A 14,866-nucleotide genomic window follows, 5' to 3' on the forward strand; every position below is an offset into this window, starting at 1 on the left:
ATCATGAAACCGACTGACAAAAACGACCGTTTCCGCCGCTATTTCAACCGCGCTTTGCTGGTGTTTTGGGTGTTGTTGATGGCTTTGGCAATCCGAGCCTGTAACCAGCCCGCCCATGCAGAAACGGAGCAGGCAATACAGACAACGCCGACCATATGGGAGACCGACCCGATGGCGGGGGTGGTTTTAGAACCTGTAACAGAGGGGACAGAACAATGAAACCGACCTATCAAGACATCAAAGCCGCCGCGCAATACCGCTGGCAGGAAATTCACGCCGCCATCGGCATAGACCCGCGATACCTGAAAAACAAGCATCAACCCTGCCCCGCGTGTGGGGGTAAAGACCGCTTCAGATACGACGACAAGGACGGCAACGGCACATTCATTTGCAGCCATTACAACAATGGCGCGGGCGACGGTTTCGGCTTGGTAATGCATTATCTGAATTGCGGTTTTGACGAAGCATTACGCGCCGTAGCGGGCGTTTTGAACATGAGCGGGGCAAACCCCTTGCTGATACCGCCCACGCGCCCACAGACGCAGCCATGCCACGAAAAAGACCACATCGGCAAACTTGCCGCATTGTGGAACGGGGCAGAGCCGATAACCGCCGATTCCCCCGCCGTGCAGTATTTGAAATCACGCGGTTTGGACATGGCGCAATTACCTGAAAACATCCGTTTTTTGAGAGAGGCGGATTATTGGACGACGGGGGAGGACAAGCCGCTTTTTATCGGTCGTTTCCCCTGTATGGTTTGCGCCATCCGCGATACAGGCGGCGAGCTTCAAGGCTTGCACATGACCTATTTTCAGACGACCCATGACAAGCCATACGGAGAAGACGGGCTACACGCCCCGCATTATCGAAAACTGGCAATCAAACATCCTGAAACGGGCGAAGCCTTGCCCGCCAAGAAAATGCAGAGCCGCAAACAGGGCAGCATTTCAGGCATGGCGGTTCACTTGTTCCCCATCCCTGAAAACGGACGGCTTGTCATCGCAGAGGGCATAGAAACCGCCCTTGCCGCCCGCGAACTGTTCCATACCCATGACTGGGGCTTATGCGCCGTCTTGAGCGCAAACAGCATGGCGAAATACCGTCTTTCAGACGACCTAAAAGAGATTGTGATTATTGCCGATAACGACACCCCGCGCCCCGTAGGTTTCAAAGCCGCGCATGATTTGGCAGTCCGAGCCATCAAGCAGGGAATCAAGGCGCGCATATGGCAGAGCGACACACTGGGCTATGACGCATTGGACGAACTGAAAGAAAAAAGGTCGTCTGAAGCCCAATCAGACGACCCTATCCAACAAAACGGAGACGTTACACCATGAAAACAAACGTAATTATAGACGCTAAAACCATTGAAGACTACAACATCGACGACATCGAACCATACCGCCCGCGCCCCCGCTTCGATACCGACCATCGGGGCGTATGGTGGATAAACGTCAGGACAGGCAAAGACGGTGAAGCCGTTGAAGCAGAGCCGCTATTGCTTTCCGACCCTATCGACATCATCGGCACGGGGCAAGACAACGACGGCGCGTATTACCGGATTATCAAATGGCAAGACAAAATCACACGCCAAACCAAGACCGCCGCCATCCCGCAAGCGGAAATCGGCACGGTTCAGGGCTGGCAGCGTTTGCAGGGTTACGGCTTAACCGTCATGAGCGGGCGGGCAAAAAGGGAAAGACTGGCAGATTATTTGCAGACACAGGGCAGCCGTACCGCCTTTACCATTACCGACCGCGCGGGCTGGCACGGCGACACCTACATCATGCCCAGCGGCGAAACCATCACGGCAGACGGCAAAACCCCCGCCGTCATCTACAACGGCGACACCAGCCAAGCGGCGGCATACCGACCAAACGGAGAGCTTACCGACTGGCAGCAAAATATCGCCCGATACGCAGCGGGAAACAGCCGCCTTTGCTTGGCATTGGGCGCGTCCTTTGCCGCCCCCTTGCTGTCCCTGTTGAGCGAAGAATCAGGCGGCTTCCATCTGACGGGCGATTCATCCGACGGCAAGACCACCGCCGCAAAAGCAGCCTTAAGCGTATGGGGCAGACCATCGGGCAGCCTGTTGTCTTGGAGCGGCACGAAAATAGGCTTTTCCAATACCGCCGCCGCCCGCAATGACGGCTTGCTGGTATTGGACGAAATCGGGCAGGCAAGCCCCCACGTCATCGGCGACACCGTTTATAGCGTCATGAACGGAATCAACAAAGTACAGGGCGCAAAACAGGGCGGCAACCGCGCCTTGAGCCGCTGGAAAGTGATGATGTTCTCGACAGGCGAAAAGACCCCCGATTCCATCCTGAAACACCACAAAGGCGATTGGAACGCCGGGCAAGCCGCCCGTCTGCCCAGTATCAGAGCCGCCGCCCGATACGGTATTTACGACACCTTGCACGGCTTCGAGAGCGGCGCATTATTGAGCGAACATATCGCCCAATCCGCCGAACAATATCACGGGGCAGCAGGCAGGGCTTTCATCCGACGGCTTTCAGACGACCTAGAACAAGCCAAACGGCAGGCAAACGAGCGCATGACCGCATTTATGGAGACCGTCCCCGAATTGTCAGGACAGGCGCGAAGAGTGGCGAAACGCTTTGCCCTTGCCGCCGCCGCTTTGGAGCTTGCCGCCCCCGTTACCGGTTTAGCCGCAGGCGTAGGCATGGCAGGCGTGAAACAATGCTTTGATGAATGGCTGGAAACCAACGGGGCGGGGAAACACGAAGACCGCAGAATCATCGAGCAGGCAGCCGCATTTATGGACGTTTACGCCCTGTCCATGCGCTTTTCAGACTGGAGCAGCCAAACCGTAAACCAAAATCACGCAGGCTATCGGAAACAGGAAGGGCATATCACTGAATATTGGTTAGTCCCTGTTGTATTTGAAGAGGAAATCTGCCAAAACTTCGACAAGCTGAAAGTTTGCGAAGTGTTACACGCCGAACAATGGCTGAAAAAACCAAACAACGGCAGATGGCAACACCAGCGCAAATACAACGGCGCGTCAGCACGATTCTATGTTTTAATGGGAGAAGCCCCGCCCGATATTGACCAATGACCGAGAGACAGCCCGCTATGACCGATACAGGCGGGCTTTTTTGCGCCCATTACTTCAGGCAAATCATTCGATACGCCATAAAATCAACAGCAAGCCCCTAATTTTCGAGAATTAGAGCTATTCAATCCCTGCCCGATACCAATCCATACTCAAACAGCAAAACGCGCTTACGGCGCAATTACGCCCTATTTCCGCCATGACTGACGGGGATAAATAATTTCCAGACCAATACACGCGGACAGATAAAACCCTATGCGCGAGACAAATATAGTGGTTACCGTGGTTACCACAAAACTTAACATTTATAACTATATGAATATCAATATAAAAACAAAGAAAAAACGGTAACCACCTACATTAATTTAACAGGTTACCGAGTGGTTACCAGTGGTTACTCTTTTATTTTCATGCGCTTATGCTTCAAATCAAACAGCAGTAACCAGCGGTAACCATGTGAAGATGTGTAAGTGGTTACCATGAAAGCCCCGATTTATAAGGCTTTGACAGCACGGTAACCACGGTAACCACGGTAACCACGGTAACCACCACTTTTTTATCTATATACGCTTTTTTTTTGCGTGGGCGCATGACCGACAGAGCCGATACAAACAAAAGCCACCCGAAAGGCAATATCGGACGGCTGGAAGAATAGAGCAAACACCGCCCACAAGACGGCGCGTGATTGCTGGTGTTACAATCCGACCATATTTCACAGCTTGGCAAAGATGCTACAAAACGCCCCTGAAAAATTTTGACTTTGACAAATTTACGGTATTTTTTACGGTATTTTGGAATCTATTAAAAATTTAATTAAATAAAAACAATATATTATATATTCAGTTCTAGTCTCTCCGTCACACTATAAAATCTAACCGCTTTCGAGCGGTTATTTTTTCGTCTTTTCTTGGCTGATAATTTGTAAATTGTCCAAAGAAGAGCGGTATTGCCAATGTTGATTGTCGGTAATGGTTTGGTAGACACGGTTTATCGGTGCATCGAATATGGTTGTTTTGCTGAGTCGGCGTGTTTTGGGGAGCATTAAGCTGATGAGATGGGGTAGGACAAGCAAGCTGATGGGAAGTAAAACCGAATAAATCAGTATCTTCATTTCTACACCTGTTTGATGGAAAAGGTCGTCTGAAAAACGTTGGAGCGAAATTCGTTCTGCCCGTTTTCAGACGACCTTTTTTGTTTTTACCGCTTTCGCATCAGCATCCTGAGCCGTTTAATTGATTTCAGGCTGCGGGACTTTGTGTTGGACGGCGTAAACAGCGGCTTGGACGCGGCTGCTGAGGTTGAGTTTGCGCAGCAGGTTCTGGACGTGGACTTTGACGGTGGATTCTGCCAAGTCCAAATGGCGGGCGATGACTTTGTTGCTGTGTCCGGCGGCGAGGTAGCCGAGGATTTCGAGTTCGCGCGGGGTGAGGGTGGAGAGTGCCTGGTCGGTGCGCGGTGCGGACGGGGAAATCAGGGATTGGACGAGGCGGGTGGTCATTTCGGGAGAGAAGACGTTGTCACCGTCCACGGCTTTGCGGATGCTGTCGAGCAGGAAGTCGGCGTTGATGTTTTTCAGCAAAAAGCCGCGCGCGCCGATGCGCATGCATTCGGTCAGGTCGTCGCTGTCTTCGGAAACGGTCAGCATGATGACGGTTTGGTTTGGGTTGACGCCCAAAATTTGTGCCAGTGCTTCGCGACCGTTCATAACGGGCATGTCAAGGTCGAGTAAGACGACGTCGGGTTTGAGCTGTTCCGCCATTTTGACGCCGGACAAACCGTCGGCAGCTTCTCCGATGACTTCGAAGTCGCTTTGACGGGAGAGCAGGGCTTTGATGCCGCTGCGGAAGAGTGTGTGGTCGTCAATGAGGATGATTTTAATAGTCATGGGTCGTTCTCTTGTGTTGCGGTAAGGTTAAGGTAACGGTTGTGCCTTGTTCGGGCTGGGATTGGATGTCTAGGGTGGCATTGATGCGGCGGGCGCGTTCTTGCATGATGCCGAGACCGACATGTTCGCCGGAGAGTTTGTGCAGGTGTTGCAGGTTAAAGCCGATACCGTCGTCTTCGATGCTCAGGGTAAAGTTTTGTTGGTTGAGCATGCTGATTTTGACGTGTTGGGCTTTGGCGTGTTTGCGGATGTTGGACAGGCTTTCTTGCAGGATGAAGATGATTTGCAGCTGTTCGTCATCATTCAGTGTGCGGCCGTCGTCCTGCCATACTGTTTCGACATTGATTTTGGTTTGGCGTTTAAACCTGGACAGCAGGGTGGTTACGGCTTCCGGGAAGTCTTTGTTGCTGATTTTGGTTCGGAAATTCAGCAGGAGTTCGCGCACGTCTTCGTAACATTCTTGTACGCCGTCTTTGATGAAGCGGATGTTTTCTTCGGCTTGTTCTTTCTGGTCGGCATGGAACGCGCTTTCCAGCATTTGAACTTGAAGATTGAGGAAGGTCAATGCTTGGGCGATGCTGTCGTGCAAACCTTGGGCGATCAGGTTGCGCTCTTGGAGTACGGCAAGCAGGCGCCGCTCTTGTTCGAGACGGCTGCTGGCGATGGATACACCTAATTGACCGCATAATGTACGCAGGAGTTCGTTGTCGTTGTCGTTAAGTGTGGGGTCGTCTGAAAAATATAGGGTCAGGATGCCGAGTTCTTCTTCTTGATAGGTGATGGGGAAAACGACGGTATGTTTGAATAGGGGTGTTTCTTCTTCAGGTTGGGTTTGTTCGGTATCCGAATCTCTGTCTTCGGCTTCAGACAGTCCGATGGAGGCAATAAGGTTTGTGTTTTTACGGTCGTTGTCTAAAAGGCGGATGCTGCCTGCGCTTGCGGAAACGGCAGGCAGGGTCCGTGCGAGGAATTCTTCTGCCGCTTCGCGCGGGGTTAGGGTTTGGTGCAGGTCGCGCGTGGTTTGGTAGAGCAGGGTCAGGTCACGGTTTTGACGGGCGAGGTCCTGGGTTTGTCTGGCGACTTGTCCTTCCAAATCGGTATAGAGGACTTTCAGACGACTGCTCATTTGATTGAAGCCTTTGCTGACTTGGGCAAACTCTTGAATCTGTTCGGTATCGATTTGTACGCCGAATCGGCCTTGGCTGATGGTTTCCACGCCGTCGCGCAGGGTTTCAAGCGGACGGATAATCCAAGCGTAGTGCCATACAATCATTAAACCTGCGGCGACAAAAATCATCAGCATCATCGCCATTTGGAAACGGCGCAGCCATAAGGTGTTTTTTTCGTTGGCGTTTTCCAATGCCTGTAAGAACAATTCGATATTGCCGGCAAAGCGGTAGAGTTCGATCTGCGTCGGTCTGCGGTAACGTTTCAGCGCGGGTTGGATGTTTGACTTCCAGTCGATTAAGAGCATGGATTGGATCAGGCCATAGGCCGGCGGTGTTTCCGAAGGCATCAGGGGATAGATGGCATCGCTTTGGGTGATGCGCAGGAGTGTTCCTTCAAATTCGCGCAATTGGTTGTCGATTTGCGCTTGCGGGGTGCGTTCGCTTGCCATATAAGCCAAACGGTAAACCTGCATTCTCAAGCTTGCGGCATCATCAATGACGGTGGCTGCGTTTTCCAGCCTCAGCGATAAAATCAGGGTCAGGATGACGGACAATAAAGCCGAACCAACCCATAAGACAGTCAGCAGTTTTAATCGTGAGGACAGGCTCAGGCCGCCTGAAAATAGGGTTCGTAAGCTCATGGAATAAAGGAAGGGCGTTTTGTTGCCAAATGTTATAAACATATCATCCTTTAGGCGGGGAAACAACCTGTCCGAAGGGGAATTTGGTGCGAATGAGGCGATATGCGCTTTAATGTAAAATCGTGTTATGATAAAATTCACTTTATATGAATTTTATCGCGGGCAACCGTCTTTTCAGACGACCTGGGATGATGTGCCGATTTCGCAGGGAATCGGTAGGAACATAACATCTACGAATTAAAAACATAAGAATCAGCCGATTAACAGTATGGGCACACAAAACCAGCGACTTCACAAAGGACTACCAAAATGAAAACCTTCGCATTGATATTGGCCGGCGGGCAGGGAGAGCGAATGGGAGGGACGGATAAAGGATTAGTATTGTGGCGTGACAAACCTTTGATTGATCATGTTATTGAAGCGTTGCGTCCACAAGTTGAACACATTGCTATCAGCGCCAACCGGAATTTGGAAGAATATGCTCGCCGTAGTGCGCATATTTTTGCCGATTCGCGCCAATGGCAGCATTTGGGACCGCTGGCGGCTTTGTGTACGGCTGCCAATGATTTGCAGATTGCGGCGGCGGATTGGCTGCTGGTGGTGCCGTGCAATATGCCTGCGCTGCCGTCTGATTTGGTGGCGAAATTTGAAACGGTTTCCAAGCGCACGCCTTTGTGCAATGCGTTTTATGTGGAAACACCGGTCACGCCGCATTACAACGTAATGTATATCCGTCCGCAAATCCTGCAAAGCACCGTCCCGTATTTGTATTCAGGGATGAAAACCTTGAGCGGCTGGCTGCATCAGCAACGGGCGAGATCGGTGCATTTTGGTTCGGAACATGTTTTTTTCAGCTGCAATACGCAGGAAGATTTGCGGGGGCCGCTTTAAGCTTTAAGCATTACACTTCGGTTTTTATAGTGGATTAAATTTAAATCAGGACAAGGCGGAAGCCGTGCAGACAGTACAGATAGTACGGAACCGATTCACTTGGTGCTTCAGCACCTTAGAGAATCGTTCTCTTTGAGCTAAGGCGAGGTAACGCCGTCCTGGTTTAAAGTTAATCCACTATATACAGAAAACCGTGTATCCGTACAAACAAAAAGGTCGTCTGAAATTTTCAGACGACCTTTTGTCATTTGCTTTATTGGGGGATGTATTGTTTCAGCAGTTCGCGGAACTGCGCGCCGGTTTCCGGATGTTTCAAGCCATAGGCGACAGTGGCTTCGAGATAACCCAGTTTGCTGCCGCAGTCGTAGCGTTTGCCGTCGAAGGCATGGGCGAGGACGAACTCGTGATCCAACAGGCGGGCAATGCCGTCGGTCAGTTGGATTTCGTTGCCCGCACCGCGCGGCAGGTTTTCCAGAAGGCTGAAAATGCGCGGGGTCAGGATGTAGCGGCCGACAACGGCAAGGTTGGACGGCGCTTCTTCGGGTTTCGGTTTTTCAACGATATTGGTAATTCTTTGAAAGCTTTTCAGTTTTTCCACTTCAACAATGCCGTACGAGCCGGTTTGCGACGGATCGACGGTTTCCACGCCCAAAACGCTGTTGCCGCTTTGATTGTAGATATCGACCATTTGCTTCAGCGCGCCTTTGGGCGCGTCAATCAAGTCGTCGGCAAGAATGACGGCGAAGGGTTCGTCGCCCACTGCGGCGCGGGCGCACAATACGGCGTGTCCCAAGCCTAAAGCCTCGGCCTGGCGGATGTAAAGACAGGTAATGTTGGAAGGCAGGATGTCTTTGACGTGTTCCAGCAGTTTGTCTTTTTGACGCATTTCCAGCTCGGTTTCTAGCTCGTAGGCTTTGTCGAAATGGTCTTCGATGCTGCGTTTGTTGCGGCCGGTGATGAACACCATTTCGGTACAGCCTGCTTCTACTGCTTCTTCTACCGCATATTGAATCAACGGTTTGTCGACGATGGGCAGCATTTCTTTCGGGCTGGCTTTAGTAGCAGGCAGAAAGCGCGTGCCCATACCGGCTACAGGGAAGACGGCTTTTTTGATCGGTTTCATTCAGTTTCCTTCTATTTGATTGTCGAATCGAGTATTCAGACGACCTCGGTTGTCTAGGTTTGACTTGGTTGCCACATTGTCGACGGCAAAAAGGCAATGCATTTAAAAGGCGTTCAACAGATTTAGAGTGTTCATTCCCCGATAAGTTGCCAAATTGATTGAGAACAGAATCAACGATTTGGACAGTCGGGAAATTGGCTCGGTCATATCCTTGAATATCCTTAATAAATGCTTAATCCAGCATCGCCAAAAGCTCTTCCTCGCTCAAAACCGCCACACCCAAGGCATTGGCTTTTTCCAGCTTGCTGCCTGCGGCTTCTCCGGCGACGACGTAGTCGGTTTTTTTGGACACGCTGCCGGAAACTTTGCCGCCGGCGGCTTCGATCAGGGCCTGGGCCTGGTCGCGTTTGAGGGTGGGCAGGGTGCCGGTTAACACAAAGGTTTTGCCTGCTACGGCTTCGTTTAGGTCGTCTGAAACCGTTGCTTCTTGGTTTTCAGACGACGTTTGGGCGAAGAAGGTTTTCAGGTTTTCGAGCAGGGCGGCGTTTTGTGGTTCGCTGCGCCATGTTTGCCAGTCGGCGGGGAGGGCTTTGTCGGTTTGCAGGCCGTCTATACTTTTGCCGGCGAGTTCCCATAAGGCTTGGGCTTTGTTTTCGCTGATTTTGAAACCGGGCAGGCGGGCAATCCAGCGTTGCGGCTCGGCGTGGAGGGCGGGCGGGATGGTAACGGCTTGGGTTTGCGGGGCAACGCCTGCGGCGAGCAGCTCGTCTATCATCGCCTGCTGCGCGTCTTGGGCGAAGAAGTGGGCGATGGAGCGGGCGACGACGGTGCCGATGTCGGGCAGGCAGGCGAGGATGGGTTCGGGTGCGCGGCGGACGTGTTCCAGTGAGCCGAATGCCTGCGCCAGCGTTTTGGCGGTGCGTTCGCCGACGTGGCGGATGCCGAGCGCGAACAGGAAGCGGGCGAGTTCGGGCGTTTTGCTGGCTTCTATGCCTGCGAGGATGTTTTCCGCCCACTTGGTCGGTTGTTTTTTACCGTTTGGGGTGTTGGATTCAGATAGATCGCCTGAAACCGTTTCTGTGTCGCCGTTTTCGTTTTCAGACGATCCTTTATCTGCCGTTTCCTTCATTTTTTGCAAGGTCGGGATGTCGAGGCGGTAGAGGTCGGCGAAGTGGCGGACGAGGTTTTGGGCGACAAGCTGCTCGATTTGTTTTTGACCGAGGCCGTCGATGTCCATGGCTTTGCGCGAGGCGAAGTGGATTAATCCTTGCGCGCGTTGTGCCTGACAAAGCATGCCGCCGCTGCATCGGGCGACAGCTTCGCCTTCTTCGCGTTCGATTTCGCTGCGGCAGATGGGGCAATGGATCGGCAGGCGGTAGGGCTTGTGGAGTGGAACGGATTGGGTTTGGTTTGCGGACGGTGTTTCGGCAAACAGGTCGTCTTGTTGATGTTTGAGGTCGTCTGAAACGGCAACGGCGGTTTCCTGCATCGGGCGGCGTTCGAAAATCACGCGCACGACTTCGGGAATCACATCTCCGGCGCGGCGCACGACGACGGTATCGCCGACGCGCACGTCTTTGCGCGATACTTCGTCCTGATTGTGCAGGGTGGCGTTGGTGACGGTGACGCCGCCGACGAATACGGGTTGCAGGCGGGCGACGGGGGTAACCGCGCCGGTGCGCCCGATTTGCACGTCTATGGCTTCGACGACGGTCAGGGCTTCTTCGGCGGGGAATTTGTGGGCAATCGCCCAGCGCGGCGCGCGGGAGATGAAGCCGAGTTCGCGCTGTTGCGCCAAGCTGTTGACTTTGACGACCATGCCGTCGATTTCGTAGGGCAGTTCGGGGCGTTTTTGCTGCATTTGTTCGTAAAACGCCAATACTTCGTCGATATTCGGAAAACGGTCGAAATTGCCGTCGGGCAGGCTGAAGCCGAGTTCTTGGAAATAGGCGAGTTCTTGGATGTGTTCTTCTGCGACGAAACCGCCTTGCTGGCGGGCGATTGAGTAGGGGAAAAAGTGCAGTTTGCGTTGCGCGGTAATACGCGAATCAAGTTGGCGCAGGCTGCCGGCGGCGGCGTTGCGTGGGTTGGCAAAGGGTTTTTGCCCGTTTTCGGTTTGTCTTTTATTGAGGGCGGCGAAATCGGCTTTGAGCATCAGCACTTCGCCGCGCACTTCGATGAGTTCGGGCGTATTTTCGCCGTGCAGCCGCAGGGGGATATTAGATACGGTTTTGACGTTTTGGGTAACGTCTTCGCCGGTCGTGCCGTCGCCGCGCGTCGCCGCCTGCACCAATACGCCGTCGCGGTAGAGCAGGCTGATGGCGAGGCCGTCGAATTTGGGTTCGATAACGTATTCGGGATTGCCGCCGTCCAAGCCGTCGCGCACGCGTTGGTCGAAGGCGTACATTTCGGCATGGTCGAACACGCCGTTTTCATCTTGCGGGGAGAAGGCGTTGGTCAGAGACAGCATCGGCACTTCGTGGCGCACTTCGGCAAATCCCGCCAAAGGCTCGCCGCCGACGCGCTGGGTCGGGCTGTCGGGCAGCTTGAGCTCGGGATGGTTTCGTTCCAACGCTTCGAGTTCGCGGAACAATTTGTCGTATTCGGCATCGGGTACGCTGGGCGCGTCGAGGGTGTAGTATTCGTAGGCGTAGCGGTTGAGGAGGTCGGTAAGGTGGCGGATGTGTTGTGCGGTTTGATTCATGGAGGAGGGTTTTCAGACGACCTTTGTCTGATACAGGAGGATACGGGCAAAGGTCGTCTGAAAAATGATAGATTGAAAACGGCTGAATTTTACCCGAAAAAAAGCGGATATGCCGTAACGACATATCCGCTTTGATTTGATTCGATTTTAGGAGAACAGACGCAGGGCTTGTTTGCTGCCGGGTTTGATGCCGACTTTGAGCATTTCTTCCTGACGCGCCAAGACGTAATTGCGAATGTCTTTGAGCCATTGGGTAGAAACTTCTTCCATTTTGTCGTTGACCAGATCCAAGCCCAACTGACCGGAGAGGCGTACTGCCAAGTCCATGAATAGGTCGAAAGTTTTTTCGCCGGCAGGCGCGTGCGGGATGTCGAGCAACATGCTGAAGCCTTTGTAGGACTGGTTGTCCAACAGGGCGTTGGTAAACGCGTCGCCTGTGAGGCTGTGGATGGCAAACATCGGGCTGCCGGTTTGTCCGGTGTAGTGGAATGCGCCGTCTTCGCCCAATACGAAGCCGAGGTTTTCCACAGAAGCGCGCAGTTCGACGCCGCTGATGTTGCTGTGTGAAACCAAGTGGATGGCGATGGTTTGATCGACGCGGGCGCAGAAGGTGTCCAATGCCTGCGCGACTTCGGTAAACGCTGCCAAATCGGTGTGGAGGACTTTGCCGCCCATCAGTTGGGCGAAGGTGTCAACCTGTTGGTTGAACTGTTGCAATTCTTCTTGGGTTGCCAAACCGTTGCGGCTGACTGCTTGCAGGCCGACAACGAAACCTTGGTAATACACGCTCGGAATCGGTTCGGCAACTTGGAAGCGGTCGTCCATGGTGCAGCCGATGATTTGGAAACGGTGGCGGTTGGACAGGCGGGGCAGGGCGTGCAGCTCTTGCGCTTCGGAGAGAGCGATGTAGGCGAGGTAGTCGAAGCGCGGGTCAAACCACGGCAATTCGACTTGGGACAATTCGTCCAAGCTGACCAAAGGCTGGTTGGCGGCGGACGGCAGGTTGACCGGCTCGTCGCTGGCGGCTTGGGTGGTAATTTCGTTGTTCAGCCCGATGACGGTATGCTGTACCGGCTCGTCGGTAAAGTCGTCTTCAATCGCCAACTCGACATCGGTTTTGATGGCGGAAGGTTTGGCAAGTTTGGCTTTTGCGGCGAAGATTTCGTCTTGTTCTTGCAGGTTGCGCAGCGCAGCTTCTTGGGCTTTGTTTGCTTTTTTGACGAACAGGCCTTTGCCGCCGGATTCTTTACCGTCGCGCACATGGCTGGTTTTACTGTTCAGGAGCGCGTCTTTGTCGGAGTGGCCGAACTGCTCGCGCACCTGTTTGCGGTATTGGTTTTCTTGGTACATATTGTAGGCGATGACGGCAAGGATGACTGCCAAGCCTAAGACGATGAAAATCATGGGTAATCACTTTTTGTAAGAGCGGCATTCCGTCTTCGTTGCCCGGGGGCGGTTTGCCTTTGGGCGTATGCGGAATCGTATTGCCGCGAGTAAGTTCGTCGGAGTCGGACACGGATTGTCCCGTATGAACGTTCAATTATAACGAAAATAAACTTTTCTGACAGCAAATGCCGTGAATGATAGCCCAAAATCGGGCTGGGTCGTCTGAAAAATGCTATATGGCATTTTTGAGCGATTAACGGACAACCGGAAAACCCGCCGCCTGCAATCTTTGCCAGTCGAAAAAGTGGCCGGGATCGGTTTTGCGGTCGGGGGCGATGTCCTGATGACCGGTAACGGCGGTGATAGGGTAATGCCCGATCAACGCTTGCAGCAGGGTTTCCAGCGTTTGATATTGCGCCTCGGCAAACGGCTCGAAATCGCAGCCTTCCAATTCGATACCGACCGAAAACGCGTTGCACTTTTCGCGTCCGCGAAACGACGACACGCCCGCGTGGTACGCCATATCGTCGCAAGAAACGAACTGCACCGCCTTGCCCTCGCGGGTGATCAGAAAATGGCTGGAAACGCGCAAGGTGTGGATGACGCTGAAAAACGGATGTTCGTCGGGGCCGATGCGGTTGGTAAACAGCTTTTCCACCGCGCCCGTCCCATATTCGAAAGGCGGCAGCGAAATATTGTGTAAAACCACCAGCGACACGGCTTCTGATTCTGCCCGCGGCTCGAAGTTCGGCGAAAACGCGCGGCGGGCAGGCTGCCACCAGCCTTGTTGCCAGCCAATGTCTTGGCATTCGGACGGAAGATTCATATTCAGACGACCCTTTATTTCAGATGACCACTGAGGCGGAAAAAACATACGTCGGGCGGGCGCGCAGGGAAGAAGGCGCGCATTTCGGTTATACTGTCGCACGACGTTCACAAATCAAAAATCCTACCATGCTGAAAAAAATGTTGAAATGGTTTGCGGTATTTTTTGTTGCCGTTGCCGCCGTGTTCGCCGCCTTGCTGTTCGTTCCCAAAGACAACGGCAAAGCATACCGCATCAAAATCGCCAAAAACCAAGGCATCTCTTCCGTCAGCCGTACGCTTGCCGAAGACGGAGTCGTTTACAACCGCCATGTACTGGTCGTAGCCGCCTACCTGATAGGCGCACACAACAAACTCAACGCCGGCTCATACCGCCTTCCTTCCAACATTTCCGCATGGGGCATTTTGCAGAAAATCCGCAGCGGCAGACCTGATGCCGTTACGGTTCAAATCGTCGAAGGTTCGCGTTTTGCCACGATGCGTAAAATCATCGATAACACCCCCGACATCGAACACAAAACACGCGGCTGGAGCGATGCGGAACTCATGCAGGCAATTGCCCCCGACGCGCTCAGCAGCAATCCCGAAGGTCAGTTTTTCCCCGACAGCTATGAAATCGACGCAGGCAGCAGTGATTTGCAAATCTACCAAACCGCTTATCAAACCATGCAACGTCGTCTGAAAGATGCTTGGGAAGATCGCCAAAGCGGATTGCCCTACAAAAATCCGTATGAAATGCTCATTATGGCGAGCCTGATTGAAAAAGAAACCGCCCACGAAGACGACCGCGCCCATGTTGCTTCAGTATTCGTCAACCGCCTCAACATCGGCATGCGCCTGCAAACCGACCCGACCGTGATTTACGGCATGGGAAGCGCGTACAAAGGCAAAATCCGCAAAGCCGACCTCCAGCGCGATACGCCGTATAACACCTACACCCGCAGCGGCTTAACCCCGACCCCCATCGCCCTGCCGAGCAAAGCCGCCCTTGATGCCGCCGCGCATCCGTCGAATGAAAAATACCTCTATTTCGTCTCCAAAATGGACGGCACCGGCTTGAGCCAGTTCAGCCATAATCTGGAAGAACACAACGCCGCCGTACGCAAATATATTTTGAAGAAATAGGTTGAACTGAGCTTCAAGAGCATAAAGGTCGTCTGAAA

Annotated in this window: 12 protein-coding genes; 5 read left to right on the top strand and 7 right to left on the bottom strand. The window is 53.1% G+C overall.

Going from position 1 to position 14,866, the window contains the following annotated elements; translation table 11 throughout:
• Window positions 1–3: 3 nt before the first annotated feature.
• From HMPREF3050_RS05860 to HMPREF3050_RS05870, 3 genes are read left to right on the top strand one after another with little or no spacing between them, the layout of a single operon-like run.
• On the top strand, window positions 4–219 hold the full coding sequence (locus tag HMPREF3050_RS05860; protein ID WP_070774006.1) for a PTS sugar transporter subunit IID: 216 nt from the start codon (window positions 4–6) through the stop codon (window positions 217–219).
• Complete coding sequence (locus HMPREF3050_RS05865; RefSeq protein WP_070774008.1) at window positions 216–1,337, top strand: DUF7146 domain-containing protein; 1,122 nt, start codon at window positions 216–218, stop codon at window positions 1,335–1,337. Before HMPREF3050_RS05860 ends, HMPREF3050_RS05865 begins: the two co-directional genes overlap by 4 nt.
• Window positions 1,334–3,082 carry a DUF927 domain-containing protein gene (locus tag HMPREF3050_RS05870; protein ID WP_094113339.1) on the top strand — a complete coding sequence of 583 codons (1,749 nt, stop codon included), beginning with the start codon at window positions 1,334–1,336 and terminating at the stop codon, window positions 3,080–3,082. The genes HMPREF3050_RS05865 and HMPREF3050_RS05870 overlap by 4 nt, the downstream gene beginning before the upstream one ends.
• Before the next feature lie 886 nt (window positions 3,083–3,968).
• Here the strand turns inward: HMPREF3050_RS05870 and HMPREF3050_RS05875 are convergent.
• The 3 genes from HMPREF3050_RS05875 to HMPREF3050_RS05885 all read right to left on the bottom strand — a co-directional run bounded on the left by HMPREF3050_RS05875 (window position 3,969) and on the right by HMPREF3050_RS05885 (window position 6,774).
• Window positions 3,969–4,190, bottom strand: coding sequence for a hypothetical protein (locus tag HMPREF3050_RS05875; protein ID WP_210399914.1), 222 nt, complete (start codon window positions 4,188–4,190; stop codon window positions 3,969–3,971).
• 117 nt (window positions 4,191–4,307) lie between these two features.
• Window positions 4,308–4,964, bottom strand: a complete 657-nt coding sequence (locus HMPREF3050_RS05880) for a response regulator (protein WP_003760231.1) — start codon at window positions 4,962–4,964, stop codon at window positions 4,308–4,310.
• Window positions 4,954–6,774 carry a histidine kinase gene (locus HMPREF3050_RS05885; protein ID WP_070774060.1) on the bottom strand — a complete coding sequence of 607 codons (1,821 nt, stop codon included), beginning with the start codon at window positions 6,772–6,774 and terminating at the stop codon, window positions 4,954–4,956. The genes HMPREF3050_RS05880 and HMPREF3050_RS05885 overlap by 11 nt, the downstream gene beginning before the upstream one ends.
• A gap of 309 nt (window positions 6,775–7,083) precedes the next feature.
• Here HMPREF3050_RS05885 and HMPREF3050_RS05890 point away from each other — a divergent pair, with 309 nt between their 5' ends.
• Window positions 7,084–7,665, top strand: coding sequence for a molybdenum cofactor guanylyltransferase (locus tag HMPREF3050_RS05890; protein WP_070602571.1), 582 nt, complete (start codon window positions 7,084–7,086; stop codon window positions 7,663–7,665).
• A gap of 253 nt (window positions 7,666–7,918) precedes the next feature.
• On the opposite strand, the gene galU is transcribed toward HMPREF3050_RS05890, so the two are convergent.
• From galU to ampD, 4 genes are all read right to left on the bottom strand, one after another.
• The gene (gene galU, locus HMPREF3050_RS05895; RefSeq protein ID WP_003763898.1) at window positions 7,919–8,788 is read right to left on the bottom strand and encodes a UTP--glucose-1-phosphate uridylyltransferase GalU; all 870 of its coding nucleotides are present in this window, start codon (window positions 8,786–8,788) and stop codon (window positions 7,919–7,921) included.
• Between the two features lie 232 nt (window positions 8,789–9,020).
• Entirely contained in the window at window positions 9,021–11,492 is a 2,472-nt protein-coding gene (gene ligA, locus HMPREF3050_RS05900) for an NAD-dependent DNA ligase LigA (protein ID WP_070774010.1), read from the bottom strand.
• A gap of 147 nt (window positions 11,493–11,639) precedes the next feature.
• Window positions 11,640–12,896 (bottom strand): cell division protein ZipA C-terminal FtsZ-binding domain-containing protein, encoded by a 1,257-nt coding sequence (locus HMPREF3050_RS05905; RefSeq protein ID WP_003763891.1) that lies wholly within the window; start codon window positions 12,894–12,896, stop codon window positions 11,640–11,642.
• 235 nt (window positions 12,897–13,131) lie between these two features.
• Entirely contained in the window at window positions 13,132–13,704 is a 573-nt protein-coding gene (gene ampD, locus HMPREF3050_RS05910; protein ID WP_070774012.1) for a 1,6-anhydro-N-acetylmuramyl-L-alanine amidase AmpD, read from the bottom strand.
• A 128-nt stretch (window positions 13,705–13,832) separates the two neighbouring features.
• Between ampD and mltG the strand changes: the two genes are divergently transcribed.
• A complete protein-coding gene (gene mltG, locus HMPREF3050_RS05915; RefSeq protein ID WP_070774062.1) occupies window positions 13,833–14,828 on the top strand; it encodes an endolytic transglycosylase MltG in 996 nt (331 codons plus the stop codon).
• Window positions 14,829–14,866 lie beyond the last annotated feature (38 nt).

It is taken from the genome of Neisseria sp. HMSC065D04, assembly GCF_001815675.1.
Classification (GTDB): domain Bacteria; phylum Pseudomonadota; class Gammaproteobacteria; order Burkholderiales; family Neisseriaceae; genus Neisseria.

Bases quoted from the DNA above. Each gene is read 5' to 3' on its own strand.
- HMPREF3050_RS05860 (WP_070774006.1), top strand. From the start codon at position 4: ATGAAACCGACTGACAAAAACGACCGTTTCCGCCGCTATTTCAACCGC.
- HMPREF3050_RS05865 (WP_070774008.1), top strand. From the start codon at position 216: ATGAAACCGACCTATCAAGACATCAAAGCCGCCGCGCAATACCGCTGG.
- HMPREF3050_RS05870 (WP_094113339.1), top strand. From the start codon at position 1,334: ATGAAAACAAACGTAATTATAGACGCTAAAACCATTGAAGACTACAAC.
- HMPREF3050_RS05875 (WP_210399914.1), bottom strand. From the start codon at position 4,190: ATGAAGATACTGATTTATTCGGTTTTACTTCCCATCAGCTTGCTTGTC.
- HMPREF3050_RS05880 (WP_003760231.1), bottom strand. From the start codon at position 4,964: ATGACTATTAAAATCATCCTCATTGACGACCACACACTCTTCCGCAGC.
- HMPREF3050_RS05885 (WP_070774060.1), bottom strand. From the start codon at position 6,774: ATGAGCTTACGAACCCTATTTTCAGGCGGCCTGAGCCTGTCCTCACGA.
- HMPREF3050_RS05890 (WP_070602571.1), top strand. From the start codon at position 7,084: ATGAAAACCTTCGCATTGATATTGGCCGGCGGGCAGGGAGAGCGAATG.
- galU (WP_003763898.1), bottom strand. From the start codon at position 8,788: ATGAAACCGATCAAAAAAGCCGTCTTCCCTGTAGCCGGTATGGGCACG.
- ligA (WP_070774010.1), bottom strand. From the start codon at position 11,492: ATGAATCAAACCGCACAACACATCCGCCACCTTACCGACCTCCTCAAC.
- HMPREF3050_RS05905 (WP_003763891.1), bottom strand. From the start codon at position 12,896: ATGATTTTCATCGTCTTAGGCTTGGCAGTCATCCTTGCCGTCATCGCC.
- ampD (WP_070774012.1), bottom strand. From the start codon at position 13,704: ATGAATCTTCCGTCCGAATGCCAAGACATTGGCTGGCAACAAGGCTGG.
- mltG (WP_070774062.1), top strand. From the start codon at position 13,833: ATGCTGAAAAAAATGTTGAAATGGTTTGCGGTATTTTTTGTTGCCGTT.